The following is a 23,475-nucleotide window of genomic DNA, read 5'->3' as shown; positions in this document are numbered from 1 at the left end:
CAGAGTAAAAAGCGAAAAATTACATCGCCTTCAGATACAACTCGCGCACTTCTTCGCGCGTCGGCGTCCTCGGATTGCATGGCGCGCACGGGTCTGCCAGCGCTTTGTCCAGCCAGCCTTCAATGTCGGCCTCCTGAATCCCCAGCGCTTTGAAACCGGACGGGATCCCCACACGTGCCGACAATTGACGAATCGCATCAATGGCCGCGATGCTTGCCTGTGTTTCACTGATGCTTTGCGTATGTACGCCCATCGCCCGGGCGATATCGGCAAAGCGGTGCGGGGCAGCAGCGCGGTTAAATTCTTCGACGACCGGCAACAAAATCGCATTACAAACGCCGTGCGGCAAATTGTGTGTCGCGCCCGGCTGATGCGCCATGGCATGAACGAGGCCAAGACCGGCGCTGTTAAACGCCATGCCTGCCAGATATTGCCCCTGTGCCATTTTCTCACGCGCTTCAAGATTATCGCCGTGATCCACCGCTTTTGGCAGCCATTGGGTAATGGTTGAAATCGCGGCCAGCGCGGTCGGATCCGTCAGCGGATGCGCGCCGAGTGACACATAGGCTTCAATGGCGTGGGTCAGCGCGTCCATGCCGGTGGCTGCGGTCACATCCGCCGGGATCTTCAGCATTACCGAAGGATCGTCCACGGCGATATCCGGGATCAGGTTGGCATCGATGATCACTTCTTTCACCTGACGCTGGCTGTCGATGATCACTGCATTGCTGGTGAGTTCTGCCGCTGTGCCCGCTGTGGTGTTGATGGCCACCAGAAAAACGCCTGGTTTAGTAACTTTACCCACACCGGAATACATCGTGGCGGGCCCAGGATTGGCGGTCAGAATTTTAATGCCTTTGGCGGTATCAATCGGGCTGCCGCCGCCGAAAGCGATCAGGTAATCGCAATGATTGTCCTGAAACAGACGCAAGCCTTGATCAACATGGGCGGAAGTGGGATTGGGCACGACGCCACCGTACAGGGCGTAGGGCAATCCCGCTTGTTTGAGTGCGTGGAATAAACTTTCAAGCAGGCCGAGTTCGACTAACTGGCCGTCGGTGACGATCAGCGCTTTGCCCGGTTGTCGGGTTGCCAGCATCGCCACCATATCTTCGATTGCGCCCTGGCCGTGGAGGCTGATTTTAGGAAGTGCCAACATAAAACTCATAAAAAATCCCTCTAAGAGTAAATAGAACTGATGTTCTGTGTGGCGATGCTCCCGGGTCTTTGCCCGTTCTTGCTACGGGGAACATCCTCTGTTCCCCGTGCAGGATTTATCGTGTCCGGAGCAGCAACCGCCGGATCAGGCTTTCAGTGCCGCCTCGAAAGGCGTGACCTCAAAACGTTTGCCGAGGGCAATCAGTTCGTCGGTCTGAATGGTCTGTTTCATGCCCCCCATGGAAATCACTTTGACCAGAATTTCTGCCGATTTTTCGGCGGTGTCGATCAGGCCAAAGGCGTCATCCAGCGTCGGACCGCAGCCGAAGATACCGTGGAAAGCCCACAGCACCAGGCTGTGATGTTGCATCTGATCGGAAGTGGCGGCGCCAATGCCGTCGGTGCCCGGCACCATCCACGGCACAATGCCCACGCCGTCGGGGAACACCACCAGACATTCGGTGCTGCATTCCCACAGCTTGCGGGTGATTTTGGCGCTGTCGAGTTCCAGCACGTAAGTCAGTGCGATCAGGTTGGTGGCGTGGCAATGCATGATCACCCGATCCTGCCCGTTGGTGACACGTTTACGTACGGCGTGCGATTGCAGGTGTGATGCCAGTTCTGAGGTCGGCAGGCCGCCTGCGGTCAGGCCCCACAGAATTTTGTAGCTGGCGCCTTTGTCATCGAGCTGAATCACCGTCAGCGCTTCCGAAGGGGCGAGCTGTACGTTACGGAAGAACTTCCCGGAACCGGTGACGATGAAGTATTCATTCGCCAGATCCGGCGCATGTTGAGTCAGTTCCACCGTGCGGGGCTGGGCGTAAAAATCATTTTTGTAGGGGGCAATATCTTCCGGTAACAAACGCATGCTGACGTTGCCGCCGTTACGCTCATCCCAGCCTTTCAGCCACATATCTGTGGTTGCTTTAACCATGCCCTGTACAAACCACGCGCTAAATAATGTTTTCATCAGTTCTTTCCTGCGAATAAGGTGAATGCGTTCTGTTGTGATAAGCGATTGTTAACGTTTTGCCAGCACGCTGGTTTCGTAGTGGCGGACGGCATCCAGCCACTGGCCGCCAACCGGCACGTCGTGACGCTGGCAATACATGTCCCAGACCGCCTGCCACGGCAGCGATTTCTGTTCTTCCAGCAGGGCCAGGCGCGCAGTGTAATCGCCTTCGGTTTCCAGCTTTTTCAGTAATTCGGTCGGCTCCAGCAGGGCTTTCAGCAGTGCTTTTTTCATGTTGCGCGTGCCGATAACCCAGGCGGCGATGCGATTGATGGAAGCATCGAAGAAATCCAGCCCGATATGCACGCGGTTGAACAGATTGTGACGAACGATTTCGCTGGCGATGGCCTGCGTTTCGTCGTCAAGCAGTACCACGTGGTCGCTGTCCCAGCGCACAGGACGGCTGACGTGCAGCAGCAGGCGCGGCACATACAGCATGGCGGCGGAAATTTTGTCGGAAATCACTTCTGTCGGGTGGAAGTGACCGGCATCGAGGCACAGCGCAGTGCCGCGGCTGGCAGCGTACCCGAGATAGAATTCGTTGGAGCCGACGGTGTAGCTTTCAGAACCGATGCCGAATAATTTGCTTTCGACCGCGTCGATGTGTTCGGTGAGCGCAAACTTCTCAGAAATCACTTCATCAAGCGCACTCATCAGGCGCTGGCGCGGTGCCAGACGATCGACGGTGACGTCTTTCATGCCGTCCGGCACCCAGATATTCATCACTGACGGCGTGCCGAGCGCGCGGCCAAACGAGGCGGATACGCGGCGGCTGGCCTGACAATGTTCGATCCAGAACTGACGGACTTCAGGGTTGGCGCTGGAAAGAGTAAACCCGTCGGCGCTCATCGGGTGTGAGAAACATGACGGGTTGAAATCCAGACCCAGTTTGTTTTTCTTCGCCCAGTCTACCCAGCCGGTAAAATGCTTCGGTTCGATTTCGTTACGCGGCACCGGCGTGTCGGATTCCAGGTAAATAGCGTGCAGGTTCAGACGATTAGGGCCGGGGATCATGGAGATCGCCAGTTCTAAATCTGCCCGCAGTTGCTGCGCATTTCGCGCTTTGCCGGGATAGTTGCCGGTCGCCTGGATCCCCCCGGTGAGGCCGCCTTCCGGGTTCTCAAAGCCCGCGACGTCATCCCCCTGCCAGCAATGGATGGAAACCGGCAGAGTATCGAGTTGGGTGATTGCGGCTTCGGCATCAATGCCCAGCTGCGCAAAGCGTTCTTTAGCAAGCGTCCATGCGTGATCGATAGATGAAGTCATACTGCGAGCTCCTCATTGACGTGACAGAGCGCCTCAAAACGGCGCCAGTGAATAGCGAAATCCGCGTGAACACGGGGAATGTAATGGTGCTGTTCGAAGTTCGAGGCCACGATACGACGAAATTCAGCGGTGTCTTTAACGGCGTTGAGCGCCATCAGCTGGCAGCCGATATTGCCGAGCGTAGAGGCTTCAACCGGCCCGGCGCTGACGTTGACCTGACAGACGTCGGCACACAGCTGGTTGAGGAACTGGTTCTGGCTGCCGCCGCCAACAATATGGATATCTTCCAGCGGCGCGCCCTGTAAATCAGCCAGTTGCAGGGCGATTTTGCGATACAGCATGGCCAGACTGTCGAAAATACAACGCGCCAGTTCGGCCGGTGATTCCGGCACCGGTTCGCCAACCTGCTGGCAGGCTTCGCGGATGGAATTGACCATCGACGGCGGATTGATAAAGCGGTCTTCGTTCGGATTGATCAGGTAAGTGAACGGGGGAATGTTTTTTGCCAGTGTGATCAGTGAAGGCAAATCCTGAATCCCCAGTTCCCGGCAAACCCGCTGGAACAGCCACAGCCCCATAATGTTGCGCAGCACCCGATAACTGTCGTTGATGCCGCCTTCATTGGTGATGTTGTCGTGCAGCGCCTTCGTCTGGTTGAACGCTTTAGGACTTTCGATGCCCATCAGCGACCAGGTGCCGGAGCTGAGATAGGCGCTGTGCGGGCCGGTCAGCGGTGCGGCGACCACGGCGCTGGCGGTATCATGCGAAGCGACGCTGATAACCGGCACGCTGCGCCCGCGCGGGCTGTGCCAGACTCCCTTTGAGTTTCCCGGTTGCGTCGGTTTTTGCAGCCAGCGGCGTGGAACACCCGCCAGTTTCAGCAGATCCTCATCCCAGTCACCGGTGGTGATATTCAGCATTTGCGTGGTGCTGGCGTTGGTATATTCCCAGTTCAGCGCGCCGGTCAGGCGGTAATGGAAATAGTCGGGGATCATCAGCAGATGTGCGGCTGTGTTCACGACCTCGGGCTGTTGTTCGGTCAGCGCCCGCAGCTGATAAAGCGTGTTGAACGGCATAAACTGGATGCCGGTTTTCTGATAAATGGTGTGGCGGCCTGCCTGCTTTTCCATCCGCGCCATGACGCCTTCGGTGCGGCTGTCGCGATAGGCCACGGCTAAACCCACCCGCTGGCCCTGTTCGTCGAGCAGCACGTAATCCACCCCCCAGGTATCGATGCCAATACCATCGAGCGGGACGCCGGAAGAATCCAGACGGTTCAGTCCTTCCAGAATGTGCTTTTCAAGGTCATCCAGATCCCAGGTATCGTGGCCGTCAACGTGCTTCAGAGTATTTGGAAAACGGTGAATTTCTGTCAGCGTCAGCGTTGCGGCTGAATCGGGATCCTGGCGGGTAAACGTGGCCAGCATTACACGGCCGCTGGAGGCACCGAGGTCAATAGCGGCAAGATGGTGAGTTCTCATAGCGGCCATTCCTTGTTGAATATGCTGGCCAGTGTAGGGGAGGTGGGGCGGGGGCACCTTCCGGTGATTGCCACGGGTTTTAACCGGATGGCAGCATTAAAAAGGTAGATGCGAGGCAGATCACAGTTCAGCCCAAAGACCTGCTGACGGCGGTGATGAAAACGGCAGGTAACGCGAACACAGCGATTGTGATCCTCGCCGCAGATCTGCATCACCACAGGGGGAATCTTGAAAAAATGACCGTTTATGCCGTTTTTAGCGCCGCGGTTTGAAGGTAAGACGGCGTGGCACAGGGTAGGGTGGGTTCCCCGAAGCACATGAATGTCTAAACCGGAGGCGATCCAATGACGTTACTGAAGGGTGATGATTATTTTGCGGCCCCTGAGCTGACGGTGACCGTTGAGCGACGTCTTCCGCAAAGCGTATTCCCGGAGCACTACCACGATTTCCACGAGATTATGCTGGTGGAAAGCGGCTCCGGCGTGCACATCTTTAATGACAATCCCTATACGCTGACGGCCGGCACGGTGTGTTTTGTGCGTGCAAGCGATCACCATTTGTTTGAAAACGTGGAGAATCTGCGGCTCACCAACGTCCTTTTCCGTTCGCCAAAAGCATTCCGTTTTATTCAGGACGTCGGCCATTTCCTGCCACAGGAGCATCATTATCAGGCGCAGATCCACTGGCAACTCAGCCCGCACGTGGTCGTACAGGTGCTGGAGTGTATTGCGCAGCTGGAAGCACTGCCGGACAGCATTGAAATGGAGCATATCGCCACGCGTGAAAGCCTGTTCCTGCAGTTGCTGATCCTGCTTTATCAGGATTGTTTCCAGCCACAATTGCGAGACACCTCTGAAAACAAAGTCAATCAACTGTTGCAATGGCTCCAGTCACATTACAGTGAAGAAGTTAACTGGACTGAAGCCGCAGATCGTTTTTCTCTGGCGCTGCGCACCCTGCACCGGCAGATGAAGCATTACACCGGCCTGACGCCACAACGGTACCTCAACCGTCTGCGTTTGCTGGAGGCGCGCCGTCGTTTACATCACAGCGATCAGAGCATTACCGATATCGCCTATGCCTGCGGGTTCAGTGACAGTAACCATTTTTCGACGCAGTTCCGTCGGGAATTTTCGGTGTCGCCAAAACTCATGCGTGACCAGTTACGTTAAGCGGCACCTCTCGCGGCCTCAGGAATTATCTGCCTGAGCCGCCTCGTTTATTTTGTGGTCAAACGGGTTGAGATTGCTGCTATGTCGCTGAAACTGAATAAAAATGATTTCTTTCTGACCGGAATGAATTCCGTCGTGGTGGCAGAGCGCCATCCTCAGGCGGATTTTCCCAGTCACGACCACGATTTTGACGAGCTGGTGATTGTCTGGCGCGGCAATGGTGTCCACATCTGGAACGATATCCCTTATCCCATCACCTGCGGCGATCTGTTTTATATCAACGCCAAAGACCGGCACAGCTATGAATCCGTCAATATGCTGGCTCTGGATAACGTGTTGTATTGCCGCGAGCGTTTCGGGCTGGCGGCCGACTGGGCGCACCTGTTGCCCGGCGAAAGTGTCAGTCAGGAACAGCGTTACTGGCGGCTGAGTACGCTGGGCATGTCGGTGCTGCGCGATAAAGTCGATGAGCTGGCGAAAGAGTGCATGAAATCTGAGGCGCTGTCGGTGCAACTCAGTGAGGCTTTGCTTATGCAGCTGGCGCTTTTGCTGCTGCGCTTTCGTCATCAGCCCGACAGCGGCGTGCTGCCTGATGCCCATCAGCTGGATTTATTGCTGATGGCGCTGCGGGCTGGTATTTCAGCCCCTTTCCATCTGGAAACATTTTGCCGTCAGCATCAGCTCAATCCCCGCGCTCTGCGCGCTTTGTTCAAGCAGCATACCGGCATGAGTGTGACCCATTACCTGCGCCAGTTGCGGATTTGCCGGGCGATGAGTTTGCTGCGTTATGGCAACATGGCGATAAGCGATGTGGCTGCGGAATGCGGCTTTGATGACAGTAATTACTTTTCGGTGGTGTTTAACCGCGCCTGTGGCGTTTCGCCGCGTGATTACCGGCAACGCTTTACCGGCCATGCAGTCAAATCGCCGGAAGGGGAATACGCCGAGGTAAACCGCCTCTGAAGGCCGATGATAAGCATGTTAAAACAATAAATTAGGATGGCGTGCCGGTGAGGCGTTCACGGTTTAATGGCGGGATGATCAGCAGACGCTTGGCAGGTGTTTAGTGCTATAGGATTATCTTTATGTTTCATTTTTTTTCTAAAACTCAGAAAAGGATTCTGAGTCATTGAACAATACAAACAGAATTGAAAATCACCTCTCTCCAGACATTAATTAGAATAAAGCGATGATTTACTTTTCTATGGTCCTCTTTTATCTGCTGCGGATATGAATGGTTATGCATTAAAGATGAATGCCTGCCCAAAGCTGATAAATTTGAGTGGGCAGGAAAGTCAAAGGGATAACATTAATAACAATAAGCGTATTGTTATTAATGTTACTTTCAGGCCATTTTCTCTTCACTCAACGTCTGCTGTTGTTCAGTCACTTCCCAGGCATAAAGTATTTTATTGCGGCCACTGTTTTTAGCGTTATACAGCGAGACATCAGCCTGACTGAGAGCATTATTAAAATCTCCCTCTTCCAAGGCGGCCAGCCCTGCGCTCACCGTGACATGCGTGGATACCTCGGCGTTAAACAGATGCGGAATATTCAGACCCAGCACTTTATTTTGGATCCGCTCGGCCATGCGGATGGCATGTTCCTGTTTAACGTTAGACATCAGCACCAGAAACTCTTCCCCACCGTAGCGGACGACCACATCGCGCGAACGCACGGCGTCGCGAATGGCTGCGGAGACCCTGACCAGCGCCTGATCGCCCATGCTGTGGCCGTAATTGTCGTTGTAAGCTTTAAAGTGATCGATATCGAGCAGCATCACGTAATGACCCGAGGCCTGACTCAGCAGGCCCTCCAGCTTATTCTGTAACCCGCGCCGGTTGTAAAGGCCGGTGAGTGGATCAAGCATACTGAGATCGCTGAATTTTTCCCTTTCGCTGTAGAGGTTTGACAGCATCCGGCGGGTAAATTCATCGCTGCGCCGCAGCATCAGATGGTGCAGCCATAACCCAATCAGCGGCAGGGAGACGGAAAACATGATGCGGCCGATGTGCTGAAAATCATCTAAAAAGACCACGCACAGAGTGGAAGGTACCGCGTGGAGGCAAAAAGCGAGAAAATTATCAGACAGCGCAATGGCGCTGATAAAGAAAATACTGAGTAAACTCACCAGCAGGTAGTTTTTATCTAAATGCCCGACTTCTTCAAACCGCAAAGCAATTAACCACGCCCACAGTAATCCGATAATGACAGAGCACATATTCAAATGGGCAGAGTAATTTTTCTTTGTGAAAAAAGAAAATACTAAACCTGCACTGCAGAGTACAAAGATCAGAACTAGCGGGAAAGGAGTGGAAACCGCATTATCCGGCGGATCAACCATAGAAAATAGCGCAGTAGCACTATTTAAAAAAAAGAATAGCAACATAACCAGTCGATGTTTGCTTTTTAGCAACTCATCATAGGAATGAGATATCATCAAATTCACTCTATTTATTGTGTTTGTTGTCTGAATAGATAAAGAATCTTATCGCCCAATGCCGTTAATTAAATCCTTACAGGCAGGCCAATGGTTTTAATGCGTAATTATTAGATTTCTATGAATGTATTTTTCATGTGTATTTTTTAAGGCGTTAAAACTAGCACTTTTGTACGCAGGTGTCACCTCGCCAGGGGCGTGCGCAGCAAATAGATGGTAAATGAGAAAAAATCCTATATGATATTGGTTCTCATTATCATTGTTTGGAGCAGGGTTATGATAGCGGCGATTGTCATGGCATGTGGGATCTGGGCGGTTGTGTGGGTGCTGGGTAAGCGTCTGACCAGCGGCTGGGGCGTTTTATTGCCTTGTGCACTGATGCCGTTGCTGGCGATGGCACATATGACGCTCGATCAGCTCCGCGTACTGGTCGTGGTCGCGATGCTGGTTACCCTGGTGATGCTTTTTCACCGGACATTGCGCCATTACATGTTGTTACCCTCATTTATGGCACTGGCGGGTGGTCTGGCCGCGGTGACGCTGAATTTTAGTCTATAGTCATAAGTGATTGTTATAAAAAAGGAACGAAAAGAGATGAAAAGCAGGAAACACAGTAAAGCCGCAGGGATTTTTTATTTTTTAAAAGCGAGAGAGTTAATGCAGGAAGAAAAAACCGGAGAACAGAATCATGTGGTGCGAAGAGAGGGACTTGAACCCTCACGTCCGTAAGAACACTAACACCTGAAGCTAGCGCGTCTACCAATTCCGCCACCTTCGCACAGATGAATTCTGCTTACTGCTTGATTTATATCACCGGTTTGGTGCGAAGGGAGGGACTCGAACCCTCACATCCGAAGGACACTAACACCTGAAGCTAGCGCGTCTACCAATTCCGCCACCATCGCGTACCGTGCCGTGCAATATAAATCTTGTGATTGTATTGGTGCGAAGGGAGGGACTCGAACCCTCACATCCAAAGGACACTAACACCTGAAGCTAGCGCGTCTACCAATTCCGCCACCATCGCGTTCCAATTGATTACTGTGGTGACGCATTCATCAGAATGTCATCAGCAAGTAACACAACCACGGGGGCGAATTCTAGAGATTTTCCCACAGCCGTCAACAGTTATTTCCCCCATTGTGGACGTTTGATGTAAAAAACAGCATATCCGCAGTGAATAGATGAAGAGGTAACATTATCGTCAGGTTAATTGATGTTTTATTCAACAATGCCTGAGGATAACGGCCTGTGAACTGAATGCCTCCCAGGCTATGAAAACAGTGAGATAAGCCAGTCCAGCAGCGCGCGGATCCTCGGTGCCAGAAAGCGTCCGGGCGGGTACATTATGTACAGCGGCATCGGCGGTGGCGGGTACTCCGGCAGCACCTCAATCAGCGTTCCCTGCGCCAGTTCCTGTGCAATGGCCAGTTTCGAAGCCTGAATCAGTCCAAACCCTGCTTTTGCCGCCGCCACGTAGGCATCGGCACCGCTGACGGTCAGGGTGGCGGGGAGCATAATTTTTTCCGTATTGCCGCCAACCCTGAACTCGAGATGCGTTTCTGCCCGCTGATGGGCAAAAAAATAGCCAACCGCCTGATGTGATTGCAGATCGGCCAGCGTCTGAGGTGTGCCGCGTAACGCGAGATAGGCGGGTGAAGCGCAGGTCAGTTGCACCAGATCGGTGAGATGACGCGATTGCAGATTGTCATCTTCCGACGGCCAGGCGCGCAGAACGCAGTCCACGCCCTGATCCAGCAAATTAATGGCATTATCGTTAGCGCTGAGGATCAGGTTGATCTGCGGATACCGTTGATAAAATTCACTCAGCGCCGGGATCACCCGTTCGCGTGCCAGCGAGTGCGGCATATCGATGCGCACAATGCCAGCGGGCTGATTTTTGTGATGGGCGAATAACGTATCGGTTTCTTCCAGAGCGGCCAGTAAATGCAGGCAGCGCTGATAATAAATTTTCCCTTCGTCGGTAATTTTCACCTGACGGGTGGTGCGTAAAAACAGCCGGACGCCGAGCCGCTGCTCCAGCCGTTTGAGCGTGGTGCTGACGGTGGCGCGGGGGATGTCGAGGTCTTCCGCCGCGCGGCTGAAACTTTCCAGCTCTGCAATACGGATGAAAATTTTCATAGCCTGAATCTGATCCATATCACTCCCGGCGATGGCTGGTGGCTTTCTATTGTTCGTGAATTCTGAACAGTGTTGCACGTTTACGCGGATTTATCTTTTCCGCCACAACAACCACACTTCATTTCGTCACTCCCCCATTCATATCAAAAGGAAAGTCAGATGAAACAACGTCAGCTTGGAAAAAATGGCCCGCTGGTCTCCGCGCTCGGTTTAGGTTGCATGGGTATGAGCGATTTTTACACCACCGGTCAGGACGAAAAAGCGTCGCTGGCAACGCTTGAACGGGCGCTCGAACTTGGCGTGACCCTGTTAGATACCGCCGATATGTACGGGCCGCATACCAACGAGGAGTTGCTCGGCCGCTTTCTGAAAGGCCGTCGCGAGAACGTCTTTCTGGCCACCAAATTCGGCATCGTGCGTGATGCTTCCAATCCGCAGGCGCGCGGTACAAACGGCCATCCCGACTACGTGCGTCAATCCGTGGAAGGCAGCCTGAAACGTCTGGGAACCGACGTTATCGATCTCTATTATCAGCACCGCCCCGATCCTGGCGTGCCGGTAGAAGAGACGATCGGTGCGCTGGCGGATCTGGTGCGTGAGGGCAAGATCCGTTATATCGGCCTGAGCGAAGTGTCGGTGAGCATTCTGGAACGGGCGCACAGCGTTCATCCGATCACGGCGCTGCAAACGGAGTATTCGCTGTGGTCGCGGGATGTGGAGGCAGATATTTTACCGGCGTGTGAACGGCTGGGTATTGGATTTGTGCCGTACAGCCCGCTGGGGCGAGGTTTTCTGACCGGTCAAATCCGTTCGATTGACGATCTGGATGCAGACGATTACCGTCGCGACAGCCCGCGTTTTCAGGGGGAGAACTTCGCGAAGAATCTGCAACTGGCGGAGAGAATTGCTGAGCTGGCGCAGGAAAAAGGGGTAAAACCGTCGCAGCTGGCGCTGGCCTGGGTATTGTCGCGTGGTGACAACATGGTGCCGATCCCTGGCACCAAACATCGTCATTATCTTGAGGAAAACATCGCCGCGCTTGATGTCTCCCTGAGTGAAGCCGAAATCGCGGCGATCGAAGCAGTATTTCCTTTCCGCGCCGCAGCAGGCGAACGCTACAACGCAGAAATGATGCGCATCCTCAGTGTCTGACTGATTAACGTCTTTTCTTTTTCGAATCGCGCGGCGCACGGCCACGAACGGCTTTATACACTTTGAAGCGGCCGTTTTGGGCCAGCACTTCATGGCTGCCGAAAGCATCATCAAGCAGCGCGGCATAAGGCAGGAAGGCGTTAGCCACAATGCGCAGTTCGCCGCCGATATTCAGATGGCTGATTGCGCCACGGATCAGCTGCTCAGACGCATGCAGGCTGGTTTGCAGCCCTTCATGGAACGGCGGATTGGAAATGATCATATCGAAACGGCCATCAATGTCTGAATAGACGTTGCTGGCAATCACTTCGCCGTCCAGTCCGTTGGCGGCAAGCGTGGCGCGGCTGGCTTCGATAGCGGCTGCGCTCACATCGCTGAGCGTGATTTTCATCTTCGGCGAGTAAGTCGCCAGAACAGAGGCCAGAACGCCTGAACCGCAGGCGATATCCAGAACTTTGCCTTTCACCGGCTCTTCAAACGTGTTGATCAACAGCAGGCTTCCGCTGTCCAGACCTTCACGGCTGAATACGCCCGGCAGGGTTTTGATGGTCACTTCTTCGACCATGTATTCATCCCACCAGCCGTCAGCATCAAATTCAGGCTGTTTTTCCAGACGGCCATGATACAAACCACAGCGGCGGGCGCTGTCGATTTTGCTCAGTTCACACAGGCCTTCCAGCGTGGTTTCCGCGCTGCGCACGCCGCTGCGGTTTTCGCCGATGACAAACACGTCGATGCCAACCGGCATCTGCGACAGCAGATTAAACAGCTGGAATTTGGCTTCGAGTTTGCTCTTAGGCCAGTAATAAATCAGCACATCGCAAGGGGCGATAAGATCTGCGTCGGCGAGTAAACCGAACTGTACGTTGTCGCCCAGCGCTTTGCTAAGCATCTGCCCGTGGTGATACATATTGGTGTGGACGCGGACTTCTTCGGCGTCAATTTCAGCAGGCAGGCTGTCTTGTAAGTCGCCGGCGAACAGGACGCGGCGGCCTTCAAATTCTTCGCTATGGCGCAGTATGACTTCACTGGCCGGAGTTAATGCAGACATCAGGATAAGGCTCCTCAGGGTTTGGCCCGCGATTATATACTCTTCGTCCCTGATTGAGTAATCGAGCTTTATTGGCGCATGTTCCGTGTGTTTGCTAGCATAGCCGGGCTTTTCGCACTTCAACGGGCAGGGATCAGGCATGGCATCCAGAAGAGATACGTTGTTACAACAACTGGGCATCACCCAGTGGACGCTGCGTCGGCCTGCGGTTTTACAGGGCGAAGTCGCCGTCAGCCTGCCTGCAGACACCCAATTACTGATTGTCGCAGACGTTCCGCCGGCTGAAGATGATCCGCTGGTGTGCGATGTCCTGCGCAGCCTGGCGCTGACCGGACAGCAGGTTTACCGCCTGACGCCGGAACAGGTGACGATGTTACCTGAAGATACCCGCTGCAACGTCTGGCGACTGGGGGTAAACGAACCTCTGCCGCTCACCGGTACGCAGTTATCCAGCCCGGCTCTGGCCGAGCTTTATCAAGATGCCGGCGCCAAACGCGCGCTGTGGCAGCAGATTTGTGAAAATGAACCCGATTTCTATCCTGACGCCCGCTGATCTTCCCCGCGCATTCCAGATTGAACAGGCCAGCCATGCTTTTCCGTGGACTGAAAATACGCTTGCCAGCAATCAGGGCGAGCGCTATCTGAACCTTAAAATCATGCAGGGTGAAGTGATGGCCGGTTTCGCCATCACTCAAATCGTCCTCGACGAAGCGACGCTGTTCAACATCGCCATCGATCCGGCCTTCCAGCGCCAGGGCTTAGGCCGCACGTTGCTGGAAGAGGTCATACAACAGCTTGAGCAGAAAGACGTTTTCACCCTCTGGCTGGAAGTGCGTGCTTCTAACGCCAAAGCTATTGCGCTGTACGAAAGCCTCGGCTTTAACGAACTCTCTATTCGCCGCAACTACTATCCTGCCGCCCAGGGGCGTGAAGATGCCATTATGATGGCGCTGCCGCTGGGATAGAGCACAAAAAAACCATTGATTGCCCATCCCGGCTAAATCAGTGAAAATAGCCGGCTATAACTTTTATTACCGCTTTGCCTGACGTCTCCTTCTGACGTGATGTGAAATCCTATGCAGGGCGGACCAACCGCAGAAACGTGAAAAACATGTCTCCAAGTGAATACGCCCTTGAAGTGGCTAAGCGCCGCACATTTGCCATCATCTCTCACCCCGATGCCGGTAAAACCACCATTACTGAAAAAGTTCTGTTATTCGGAAACGCGATTCAGACAGCAGGTACGGTAAAAGGCCGTGGCTCGAACAATCACGCCAAATCCGACTGGATGGAAATGGAAAAACAACGTGGTATCTCCATCACCACGTCCGTGATGCAGTTTCCGTATAAAGAGTGCCTGGTTAACCTGCTCGACACCCCGGGGCACGAAGACTTCTCCGAAGATACTTACCGTACCCTGACCGCCGTCGACTGCTGTCTGATGGTGATCGACGCCGCAAAAGGCGTCGAGGATCGTACCCGTAAGCTGATGGAAGTTACCCGTCTGCGTGATACGCCGATCCTGACCTTCATGAACAAACTTGACCGTGATATCCGTGATCCGATGGAAGTCATGGACGAAGTGGAACGTGAGCTGAAAATCGCCTGTTCACCGATTACCTGGCCGATTGGCTGCGGTAAATTGTTCAAGGGCGTTTACCACCTCTACAAAGATGAAGTCTATCTGTACCAGACCGGTAAAGGTCACACCATTCAGGAAGTCCGCACGGTCAAAGGGTTGAATAACCCTGAGCTGGACGCCGCCGTCGGTGAAGAACTGGCGAAGCAATTGCGTGAAGAGCTGGAGCTGGTGCAGGGCGCATCGCATGAATTCGATCACGAAGCGTTTCTGACCGGTGAACTGACGCCGGTATTCTTCGGTACCGCGCTGGGTAACTTCGGCGTTGACCACATGCTTGACGGTCTGGTGGACTGGGCGCCTGCGCCAATGCCACGTAATACCGACGTGCGTGAAGTGAAAGCCGACGATGAAAAATTCACCGGTTTCGTGTTTAAAATTCAGGCCAATATGGATCCTAAACACCGCGACCGCGTGGCGTTTATGCGTGTGGTTTCCGGGCGGTACGAAAAAGGCATGAAACTGCGTCAGGTGCGTACTGGCAAAGACGTGGTGATCTCCGATGCGCTGACCTTCATGGCCGGTGACCGTTCGCATGTGGAAGAGGCCTACCCGGGTGACATCATCGGTCTGCACAACCACGGCACCATTCAGATAGGCGACACCTTTACTCAGGGTGAGAACATGAAGTTCACCGGCATCCCTAACTTTGCCCCTGAAATGTTCCGCCGTATCCGCCTGCGTGATCCGCTGAAACAGAAACAGTTGCTTAAAGGGCTGGTTCAGCTGTCAGAAGAAGGCGCTGTTCAGGTGTTCCGCCCTATTGCCAATAACGATTTGATCGTCGGTGCGGTAGGTGTTCTGCAGTTTGAAGTGGTCGTGGCGCGCCTGAAAAGCGAATACAACGTGGAAGCGATTTATGAATCGGTCAACGTGAGCACCGCCCGCTGGGTCGAATGTGACGACGTGAAGAAATTCGAAGAATTCAAGCGTAAGAACGAAACCAACCTGGCGCTCGATGGCGGTGATAACTTAGCTTATATTGCGCCTACTATGGTCAACCTGAATCTGGCTTCTGAGCGATATCCTGAAGTGAAATTCCGCAAAACCCGCGAGCATTAATTCCTGATTGCGTGGTTTACAACCTGAAGACGGCCATTGCGCCGTCTTTTTTTTGCCCTTTTTTGGCTGAGCGTCACATTTCCTTTCATTCCCGTTTGTGTATTTTTTCATCTTCCCACCCTGAATTCGCCCATAATTTCTTCGAAATCTTAAGACTTGTCTGCATTCGGCCCCGTAATTGGCGATCGCTCTACTCTTTTGGACATTCTTGACTATATTAAATGTGTGTTCACGAAACAGTGGCGTAAAGCACTGCTTAAAAGTGACGAAGCAGAGTGTTATATCGAAAGGCGATGAAAAGCCCGAATAAAACGACGTACTCTGCTACAAAGGAAGTAAATACAGCAGCAATACAATTTGTTAGAAGGCGTCACCAAAAATGTGGCGTACCGGGTCCAGGCTTAGGGCTCATAAACTGAAAGGAATAAATCGATGAAAAATTCTAAATTTGCCTATTCAATGATGGCCGTTGTTCTGGGTACCGCACTGATGAGCGGTAGCGCACTGGCTGCAAGCACCACTGATAGCGCAGGTGCAAAAATCGATAGCTCCATGAAAAAAGTTGATAACTACATGGGCGATAGCGCCATCACAGCAAAAGTGAAAAGTGCACTGGTGGATGATAAAGCCATCAAAAGCACCGACATCTCTGTTACCACCAATTCTGGTGTGGTTACGCTGAGCGGCTTTGTGGCTTCCCAGTCAGAAGCTGAACAAGCTGTTGCCGCCGCCACCAAAGTTGAAGGCGTGAAATCTGTCAGCGACAAATTGCACACTAAAGACAAAAGCGAACAAAGCGTGAAAGGTTACGCCGGTGACTCTGCTACCACGGCTTCTGTAAAAGCCAAACTGCTGGCAGACGACATCGTTCCTTCACGTAACGTCAAAGTAGAAACCACCGAAGGCGTTGTTCAGCTTTCCGGTTCAGTAAAAGACCAGGCACAGTCTGACCGTGCTGAAAGCGTTGCGAAAACCGTTGATGGCGTGAAAAGCGTTAAAAACGACCTGAAAGTTGCACCATAATTTTCGCGAAACGTGTGTCGTATGAAGCAGTAAACGGCGTCCGCTCACGGGCAGGGCGCCGGATTTGAATAACATATAATGATATACCGTACCTCCTGCCCATTGTCCGGCACTGAAGGCTTACGCAATAGCGATGTGAACATTTATTTGAAAAATAAGCGTTAGTTTTTGCTAACACTTCCATTTTTCCGACTATCTTTATTAGGTAAGTGATGATTTTTATCTCCGGTATTTGCCGGCTAATAAAGTGTCACCAAGACAAATGTTACACCGAGACTTCAGACCGGAAGTAGGAGTGTCACCTTTTTAAACTGGCAAAGTGAATATATAGGGTAAGGAGAAGCTTATGTTTCGTTGGGGCATTATTTTTCTGATCATCGCGTTGATCGCAGCAGCACTGGGTTTTGGTGGTTTGGCTGGTACAGCTGCCTGGGCTGCAAAAATCGTATTCGTAGTGGGTATCATTCTGTTCCTGGTCAGCTTGTTTACCGGTCGTAAACGACTCTGACAATATAACGTTATGAAATCATAACGTTAACAGAAGTCCCTCGTAAGACACCGCATCGCCCTCTTATCTGAACACATTGCCTGACCGCAGTGTTTTCAGAAAAGGGGGCGATGTTTTTTATGTTATGACCCTTCTCATTTATGTGATCCGTTAACAGTAAGTAACGATTTTATCCTCACATCCTGGTAAGAAACTCACCGAAACTGATAAGACGAGGTATGCTCAGAAATGAAGCCTGCCCGTAAAGGCTAATTGTGTGAGGATAATGCGTTGGGATACAGAATACCTGTCACGCTGGGGAATATAGAACCGCTGGCATATAAACCCTACCGGCCGGGCAAGATTGCCCTGGTGTGCGAGGGGGGAGGGCAGAGAGGCATTTTTACCGCCGGTGTGCTGGATGAATTTCAGCGGGCGAATTTCAATCCCTTCGATTTGTACCTCGGAACCTCTGCCGGCGCGCAAAACCTTTCCGCCTTCGTGTGCGGACAACCGGGTTACGCCAGAAGAGTCATTACCCGCTACACCACCAGCCCTGACTTCTTCAATCCGCTGCGCTTTGTGCGCGGCGGGCATCTTATCGATCTCGACTGGCTGGTCGATGAAACCGCAAAAAACATGCCGCTGGCGATGGAAAGCGCGGAAAAGCTGCTGATCGATGGCCGCGAATTTCTGATGTGCGCCTGCCGCAGCGACGATTACACGGCCAGCTATTTTTCACCGACGCGTGAGAACTGGTTGCCGGTGATCAAAGCCTCCAGCGCCATACCCGGCTTTTATCGTATGGGCGTGGATCTGGACGGCATCAGCTATCAGGACGGCGGCATCAGCGACGCTATTCCGGTGGAAGAAGCTTACCGTCGCGGGGCAGATACCATCGTGGTGATCCGCACGGTGCCTTCGGCGATGTTCTACACGCCGCAATGGATGAAGCGTATGGAGCAATGGCTGAGCGAAAGCAGCCTGCAACAACTGGTGCGCATGATGCAGCATCACGAAAACAGCTATCATCGTATTCAGCAGTTCATTGAAAACCCACCGGGCGACGTGCGGATTTTCGAAATCTTCCCGCCGAAACCGCTGGCCAGCCACGCGCTCGGCAGCCGTTTACCTGCTCTCAATCAGGATTATCATCTCGGGCGCCGCTGTGGCCGGTATTTCCTGTCGGCAGCCGCACACTGGCTGTTGCCGCGTGAAAATGAGCGGCCTTATCCGCAGATTATCCCGCGGGCGACACGGCCTCAGCGCGTGGTGGTGCCGGAGAATGAGCCAGAAAACGTGACACCGCTGGCGGCGGCCGTCAGCACGGTCGAACAAATTGTGCTCGATCCCGCTGTGCTCACCGATATGGTGGCCGATGGCGGCGTCGTGCGTCCGGCGGCTTTTCAGGACAGTACGCCGGCAGAAATCCGCCCGCAAAGCGTCCCGTCTGAGATGCGGTCAGCGGACATTTATCCTGCCAGTGAAGGCGACAAGCTGTGAGTGTTCACTTCGTAGATACGCACTGCCATTTCGATTTCCCGCCGTTTACCGGTGCTGAGGCTGAAAGCCTGCATCTGGCACAACAGAGTGGCGTGCGGGACATCATCGTGCCCGCCGTTACTGCCGATCGTTTCGACGGTATTCTCTCGCTGGCAAAAAAATTCCCTCAGCTTTATGCCGCGCTCGGTCTGCATCCTCTGTATATCGCGCAGCATACAGACGACGATCTGGCGTTGCTGGATACCCTGCTCAGCCAGCGCGATCCGCGTGTGGTGGCCGTCGGGGAAATCGGGTTGGATCTGTTTATGGAAACGCCAATGTTTGAGCAACAACAGCGTTTGCTGAAGGCGCAGTTCGCCCTGGCAAAGCGTGAGACGCTGCCGGTGATCCTGCATTCACGGCGCAGTCACGATCAGCTGGCGGCCATGTTGCGGCAGGCAAAACTTCCTGCGACCGGTGTGGTACATGGTTTTGCAGGCAGTCTTTCTCAGGCGCAGGCGTTTATCAGACTGGGTTTCGCCATTGGCGTCGGCGGCACCATCAGCTATGCGCGTGCGCAGAAAACCCGTCAGGTGATGGCGCAGTTACCACTTTCCTCATTGTTGCTGGAAACGGATGCGCCGGATATGCCGTTGCAGGGTTTTCAGGGCCAGCCAAATCGCCCGGAACGCGCCGCCTCAGTGTTTGATGTGCTGTGTGAGTTACGCCCCGAACGCCCCGAAGATATCGCCGCCGCGCTGCTTGCGAATACCCGCCGGGTGTTTAATCTTCCTTCTTATTGATGTTCACATTCATCATTTTGTGATTTAAATAACATTAATTTCTCGTCAAATTCCCCATTAACATGCCGATCGTGATGTTTTGTAAGTTTTGTTTCCTCTTTAAATGTTATTATTATAACATCATCGGCAAGATTACCGGTCGGTGATCCCCGCGTGTCTGCCCGAACTCCGTTTGTCATGAATCGGGTATACACTCTTATATGGGCCGAATACTGAGCATAACGCCGGGTAAATGTGATTCAGATCTCATTTCACCAAGCAACGTTGCAAACGGTTTTCATTTTGTGTGAAATACTGCACACAGGAACCTGATGTGACGTGTTCAAATAGTCACAACGAATTGGCGTCTGCCAATCCAAGCGCGGTGAGAAGGATCTCAGTTGCCACGTAAGCCAGATACAGCGCTTACGCACGCTATCTTCAAGGAACCAAGTCCGCTCGCCAACCGTGCAGAATTCTTCTGCGGCGTTACCTGCCGAAAGGAATTCATGACTGTATGCTCAGTTCTGGCTGGTCGCTGGAATTGAAAATTGTTGGAGAGTTATATGACCGATTTAACCGCCGCAGCACAACGTGCGCTGAACCTGATGGATTTAACCACCCTGAACGAAGACGACACCGATGCAAAAGTGATCGCGCTTTGTCATCAGGCAAAAAGCCCGGCAGGTAACACCGCTGCTGTGTGCATTTACCCTCGTTTTATCCCGATTGCCCGTAAAACCCTGCGCGAGCAAGGTACGCCGGACATCCGTATCGCAACCGTAACCAACTTCCCGCACGGGAACGACGATCTTGAGATTGCGCTGGCTGAAACCCGTGCCGCTATCGCTTACGGCGCAGATGAAGTTGACGTGGTCTTCCCGTACCGCGCGCTGATGGCCGGTAATGAGCAGGTTGGTTTTGAAATGGTGAAACAGTGCAAAGAAGCCTGTGCCGCTGCCAACGTCCTGCTGAAAGTGATCATCGAAACCGGTGAACTGAAACAAGACGCGCTGATCCGTAAAGCGTCTGAAATCGCTATCAAAGCGGGTGCTGATTTCATCAAAACTTCTACCGGTAAAGTGCCGGAAAACGCCACGCTGCACAGCGCAGAGCTGATGATGACTGTGATCGCTGAAATGGGCGTCGGCAAAGACGTCGGTTTCAAACCTGCCGGTGGCGTTAAAACCGCTGAAGATGCCGCACAGTATCTGGCGCTGGCCGATCGCCTGCTGGGCCGCGAATGGGCTGACTCACGTCATTTCCGTTTCGGTGCATCCAGCCTGCTGGCAAGCCTGCTGACCACTCTGGGTCACGCCGGTCAGAAAGCCACCAGCAGCTATTGATCACCGGGGCACCGCCCAGGCGGTGCGCATCTGTCGGGGCGTTGCCATGCAGCGCCCGCACAATCAGCGTCCAGATTCTGGCGTTCAGCTCAGGCAGGGGGATACCTTGTTTCTCGCACAAGAAATTATTCGTAAAAAACGTGATGGCCATCCTTTAAGTGACGAAGAAATTCGTTTCTTTGTGAACGGTATTCGCGACAGTCAGGTTTCAGAAGGTCAGATCGCCGCACTGGCAATGACTATTTATTTCAACGACATGACCATGAATGAGCGCGTGTCGCTGACCATGGCGATGCGTGATTCCGGTACCGTACTTAACTGGAAAAGCCTGAACCTGAACGGCCCGATCGTGGATAAACATTCCACCGGTGGCGTGGGTGACGTGACATCCCTGATGCTCGGCCCGATGGTGGCGGCGTGCGGAGGTTATGTTCCAATGATTTCAGGCCGTGGCCTCGGTCATACCGGCGGCACGCTCGATAAACTCGAAGCCATTCCGGGGTTTGATATTTTCCCGGACGACAGCCGTTTTCGCAGCATTATTCAGGACGTTGGCGTAGCGATCATCGGCCAGACCAGCTCGCTGGCCCCGGCGGATAAACGCTTCTATGCCACCCGCGATATCACCGCGACCGTTGATTCCATACCGCTTATCACCGCGTCAATCCTCGCCAAAAAACTGGCTGAAGGTCTGGACGCGCTGGTCATGGACGTCAAAGTGGGTTCAGGCGCATTTATGCCGACCTATCAGCTGTCCGAAGACTTGGCTCAGTCGATTGCCGATGTGGCGAACGGCGCAGGCTGCAAAACCACCGCGTTGCTGACGGACATGAACCAGGTGCTGGCCTCCAGTGCCGGTAACGCTGTTGAAGTGCGCGAAGCCGTGCGCTTCCTGACCGGCGAATACCGCAATCCGCGTCTGCTTGAAGTGACTATGGCGCTGTGTGTGGAAATGTTGCTGTCCGGCGGTCTGGCAAAAGATGACGCCGATGCCCGCAGCCAACTGCAGGCCGTACTGGATAACGGCAAAGCGGCAGAGATTTTTGGTCGCATGATTGCGGCGCAAAAAGGACCGGCTGACTTTATTGAAAATTACGATCGCTATCTGCCGCAGGCAACGCTGAGCAAACCGGTTTACGCCGAGGGCAACGGGATTGTCAGCGCGATGGATACCCGTGCGCTGGGCATGGCCGTGGTGTCACTGGGTGGCGGTCGTCGCCGTGCCAGCGACCCTATCGATTACAGCGTAGGCCTGACGAATATGGCGCAGCTCGGCCAGCAGGTGGATACCCGCCAGCCACTGGCGATGATCCACGCCAACAGCGAAGCTGCCTGGCAGCAGGCTGCCGCAGAAGTGCGTGCCGCCATTGTTCTGAGCGACAGCGCGCCGGAAATTACGCCGGTGGTGTATCGCCGGATCGGCGGCAACGCTTGATTTCAGGCCACATCGCCCCCATTTAAGACTGATCAGGTACGCGGCAGTTCCGCGTGACCCAATGCGTAACCATTCGCAGGAGAGCAAAATGAAACGTACATTTATCATGGTGTTAGACTCATTCGGTATCGGTGCCAGTGAAGATGCCGAACGCTTTGGCGATACAGGCTCTGACACGCTGGGCCATATCGCGGCTGCCTGTGCGCGTGGTGAAGCGGACAAGGGTCGCAAAGGGCCGCTGCATCTGCCAAACCTGACCCGTCTGGGGCTGGCGAAAGCGGCTGAAGAATCTACCGGTAAAATTCCTGACGGCATGGACGGTGATTCCGAAATCACCGGTGCGTATGCCTACGCCAGCGAACTGTCTTCCGGTAAAGACACCCCGTCAGGCCACTGGGAAATCGCCGGTGTGCCTGTGTTGTTTGAATGGGGCTATTTCAGCGACACCACCAACAGCTTCCCGCAGGAACTGCTGGATAAACTGGTTGAGCGTGGCAATCTGCCGGGCTATCTCGGTAACTGCCACTCCTCCGGTACCGTTGTGCTGGATGATTTAGGTGAAGAGCACATGAAAACCGGCAAGCCGATTTTCTACACCTCCGCCGACTCCGTATTCCAGATCGCCTGCCACGAAGAAACTTTCGGGCTGGATCGTCTGTACGAACTGTGCGAAATCGCCCGTGAAGAGCTGACGGAAGGCGGTTACAACATTGGCCGCGTGATCGCCCGTCCGTTCATTGGCGACAAAGCCGGTAACTTTGAGCGTACCGGTAACCGTCACGATCTGGCGGTTGAGCCACCGGCACCGACCATTCTGAAAAAACTGGTTGATGAGAAAGACGGCCATGTGGTGTCTGTCGGTAAAATCGCCGATATCTATGCGCAGGTCGGTATCACCAAAAAAGTGAAAGCCACCGGTCTGGACGCTCTGTTTGATGCCACCATCAAAGAGATGAAAGAAGCGGGCGACAAAACCATCGTCTTCACTAACTTTGTGGATTTCGACTCCTCTTACGGCCACCGTCGTGATGTGCCGGGCTACGCCGCCGCACTGGAACTGTTCGACCGCCGTATGCCGGAATTGCTGGAACTGGTGAAAGAAGATGACATCATCATCTTCACCGCTGACCACGGTTGTGACCCAACCTGGCGCGGTACGGATCATACCCGTGAGCACATTCCGGTGTTAATCTACGGCCCGAAAGTGAAACCGGGCTCATTAGGCCACCGTGAAACCTTCGCGGATATCGGTCAGACGGTCGCGAAATACTTCGATCTGTCACCGATGGACTACGGCAAATCCATGCTGTAAGACTTTGCAGACGCGGCCGGCACTGATGCCGGC

General features: G+C 53.6%; 22 protein-coding genes and 3 tRNA genes. 15 read left to right on the top strand and 10 right to left on the bottom strand.

Going from position 1 to position 23,475, the window contains the following annotated elements; translation table 11 throughout:
* Nucleotides 1–19: 19 nt before the first annotated feature.
* The 4 genes from fucO to rhaB all read right to left on the bottom strand — a co-directional run bounded on the left by fucO (nt 20) and on the right by rhaB (nt 4,917).
* On the bottom strand, nt 20–1,168 hold the full coding sequence (gene fucO / locus J1779_RS17925) for a lactaldehyde reductase (RefSeq protein ID WP_217204436.1): 1,149 nt from the start codon (nt 1,166–1,168) through the stop codon (nt 20–22).
* Nucleotides 1,169–1,303: 135 nt separating this feature from the next.
* Entirely contained in the window at nt 1,304–2,128 is an 825-nt protein-coding gene (rhaD, locus tag J1779_RS17920; RefSeq protein WP_056776624.1) for a rhamnulose-1-phosphate aldolase, read from the bottom strand.
* A 51-nt stretch (nt 2,129–2,179) separates the two neighbouring features.
* Nucleotides 2,180–3,436: an L-rhamnose isomerase gene (locus J1779_RS17915; protein ID WP_122094272.1), complete on the bottom strand. Its 1,257-nt coding sequence runs from the start codon at nt 3,434–3,436 to the stop codon at nt 2,180–2,182.
* Entirely contained in the window at nt 3,433–4,917 is a 1,485-nt protein-coding gene (gene rhaB, locus J1779_RS17910; protein WP_217204435.1) for a rhamnulokinase, read from the bottom strand. Before rhaB ends, J1779_RS17915 begins: the two co-directional genes overlap by 4 nt.
* A gap of 344 nt (nt 4,918–5,261) precedes the next feature.
* On the opposite strand from rhaB, the gene rhaS reads away from it, so the two are divergent.
* Together rhaS and rhaR are read left to right on the top strand one after the other, a co-directional pair.
* Nucleotides 5,262–6,089: an HTH-type transcriptional activator RhaS gene (rhaS, locus tag J1779_RS17905; protein WP_056776633.1), complete on the top strand. Its 828-nt coding sequence runs from the start codon at nt 5,262–5,264 to the stop codon at nt 6,087–6,089.
* Nucleotides 6,090–6,170: 81 nt separating this feature from the next.
* Complete coding sequence (rhaR, locus tag J1779_RS17900) at nt 6,171–7,052, top strand: HTH-type transcriptional activator RhaR (RefSeq protein WP_122094598.1); 882 nt, start codon at nt 6,171–6,173, stop codon at nt 7,050–7,052.
* 382 nt (nt 7,053–7,434) lie between these two features.
* Here rhaR and J1779_RS17895 read toward each other — a convergent pair whose 3' ends face one another.
* Nucleotides 7,435–8,529, bottom strand: a complete 1,095-nt coding sequence (locus J1779_RS17895; protein ID WP_217204434.1) for a GGDEF domain-containing protein — start codon at nt 8,527–8,529, stop codon at nt 7,435–7,437.
* A gap of 276 nt (nt 8,530–8,805) precedes the next feature.
* On the opposite strand from J1779_RS17895, the gene J1779_RS17890 reads away from it, so the two are divergent.
* Nucleotides 8,806–9,087: a DUF1435 domain-containing protein gene (locus J1779_RS17890; RefSeq protein WP_056777204.1), complete on the top strand. Its 282-nt coding sequence runs from the start codon at nt 8,806–8,808 to the stop codon at nt 9,085–9,087.
* A 36-nt stretch (nt 9,088–9,123) separates the two neighbouring features.
* Nucleotides 9,124–9,258 carry a hypothetical protein gene (locus tag J1779_RS25650; protein WP_274388820.1) on the top strand — a complete coding sequence of 45 codons (135 nt, stop codon included), beginning with the start codon at nt 9,124–9,126 and terminating at the stop codon, nt 9,256–9,258.
* Here the strand turns inward: J1779_RS25650 and J1779_RS17885 are convergent.
* The 4 genes from J1779_RS17885 to J1779_RS17870 all read right to left on the bottom strand — a co-directional run bounded on the left by J1779_RS17885 (nt 9,221) and on the right by J1779_RS17870 (nt 10,689).
* Nucleotides 9,221–9,307 (bottom strand) — tRNA-Leu (locus J1779_RS17885). The two genes, J1779_RS25650 and J1779_RS17885, sit on opposite strands and share 38 nt — an antisense overlap.
* Before the next feature lie 41 nt (nt 9,308–9,348).
* Nucleotides 9,349–9,434: transfer RNA gene (locus tag J1779_RS17880), tRNA-Leu, on the bottom strand.
* Nucleotides 9,435–9,470: 36 nt separating this feature from the next.
* Nucleotides 9,471–9,556: transfer RNA gene (locus J1779_RS17875), tRNA-Leu, on the bottom strand.
* Nucleotides 9,557–9,801: 245 nt separating this feature from the next.
* Complete coding sequence (locus J1779_RS17870) at nt 9,802–10,689, bottom strand: LysR family transcriptional regulator (RefSeq protein WP_217204433.1); 888 nt, start codon at nt 10,687–10,689, stop codon at nt 9,802–9,804.
* A 141-nt stretch (nt 10,690–10,830) separates the two neighbouring features.
* Between J1779_RS17870 and J1779_RS17865 the strand changes: the two genes are divergently transcribed.
* On the top strand, nt 10,831–11,823 hold the full coding sequence (locus tag J1779_RS17865; protein WP_217204432.1) for an aldo/keto reductase: 993 nt from the start codon (nt 10,831–10,833) through the stop codon (nt 11,821–11,823).
* Between the two features lie 4 nt (nt 11,824–11,827).
* On the opposite strand, the gene rsmC is transcribed toward J1779_RS17865, so the two are convergent.
* On the bottom strand, nt 11,828–12,874 hold the full coding sequence (gene rsmC / locus J1779_RS17860) for a 16S rRNA (guanine(1207)-N(2))-methyltransferase RsmC (protein ID WP_056776643.1): 1,047 nt from the start codon (nt 12,872–12,874) through the stop codon (nt 11,828–11,830).
* Between the two features lie 139 nt (nt 12,875–13,013).
* On the opposite strand from rsmC, the gene J1779_RS17855 reads away from it, so the two are divergent.
* From J1779_RS17855 to deoB, 10 genes are all read left to right on the top strand, one after another.
* On the top strand, nt 13,014–13,427 hold the full coding sequence (locus tag J1779_RS17855) for a DNA polymerase III subunit psi (RefSeq protein ID WP_056776646.1): 414 nt from the start codon (nt 13,014–13,016) through the stop codon (nt 13,425–13,427).
* The gene (gene rimI, locus J1779_RS17850) at nt 13,396–13,839 is read left to right on the top strand and encodes a ribosomal protein S18-alanine N-acetyltransferase (protein WP_122094260.1); all 444 of its coding nucleotides are present in this window, start codon (nt 13,396–13,398) and stop codon (nt 13,837–13,839) included. The genes J1779_RS17855 and rimI overlap by 32 nt, the downstream gene beginning before the upstream one ends.
* Nucleotides 13,840–13,985: 146 nt before the next feature.
* Nucleotides 13,986–15,575 (top strand): peptide chain release factor 3, encoded by a 1,590-nt coding sequence (gene prfC / locus J1779_RS17845; RefSeq protein WP_056776651.1) that lies wholly within the window; start codon nt 13,986–13,988, stop codon nt 15,573–15,575.
* A gap of 432 nt (nt 15,576–16,007) precedes the next feature.
* A complete protein-coding gene (gene osmY / locus J1779_RS17840) occupies nt 16,008–16,598 on the top strand; it encodes a molecular chaperone OsmY (RefSeq protein WP_056776654.1) in 591 nt (196 codons plus the stop codon).
* Between the two features lie 346 nt (nt 16,599–16,944).
* Entirely contained in the window at nt 16,945–17,106 is a 162-nt protein-coding gene (locus J1779_RS17835) for a DUF1328 domain-containing protein (RefSeq protein ID WP_013577105.1), read from the top strand.
* A 270-nt stretch (nt 17,107–17,376) separates the two neighbouring features.
* Nucleotides 17,377–18,588 (top strand): patatin-like phospholipase family protein, encoded by a 1,212-nt coding sequence (locus J1779_RS17830; protein ID WP_238485212.1) that lies wholly within the window; start codon nt 17,377–17,379, stop codon nt 18,586–18,588.
* Complete coding sequence (locus J1779_RS17825) at nt 18,585–19,370, top strand: TatD family hydrolase (protein WP_217204431.1); 786 nt, start codon at nt 18,585–18,587, stop codon at nt 19,368–19,370. Before J1779_RS17830 ends, J1779_RS17825 begins: the two co-directional genes overlap by 4 nt.
* Before the next feature lie 545 nt (nt 19,371–19,915).
* Nucleotides 19,916–20,695: a deoxyribose-phosphate aldolase gene (gene deoC / locus J1779_RS17820; RefSeq protein WP_056776662.1), complete on the top strand. Its 780-nt coding sequence runs from the start codon at nt 19,916–19,918 to the stop codon at nt 20,693–20,695.
* Nucleotides 20,696–20,741: 46 nt separating this feature from the next.
* A complete protein-coding gene (deoA, locus tag J1779_RS17815) occupies nt 20,742–22,130 on the top strand; it encodes a thymidine phosphorylase (protein WP_200930297.1) in 1,389 nt (462 codons plus the stop codon).
* 88 nt (nt 22,131–22,218) lie between these two features.
* The gene (gene deoB / locus J1779_RS17810) at nt 22,219–23,442 is read left to right on the top strand and encodes a phosphopentomutase (protein ID WP_056776667.1); all 1,224 of its coding nucleotides are present in this window, start codon (nt 22,219–22,221) and stop codon (nt 23,440–23,442) included.
* Nucleotides 23,443–23,475: the final 33 nt, after the last annotated feature.

Origin of the sequence: Rahnella rivi (assembly GCF_019049655.1) — a bacterium.
In the GTDB taxonomy this organism is placed as follows: Bacteria; Pseudomonadota; Gammaproteobacteria; order Enterobacterales; family Enterobacteriaceae; genus Rahnella; species Rahnella rivi.
This window is presented reverse-complemented; position numbering and strand designations above follow the sequence as displayed.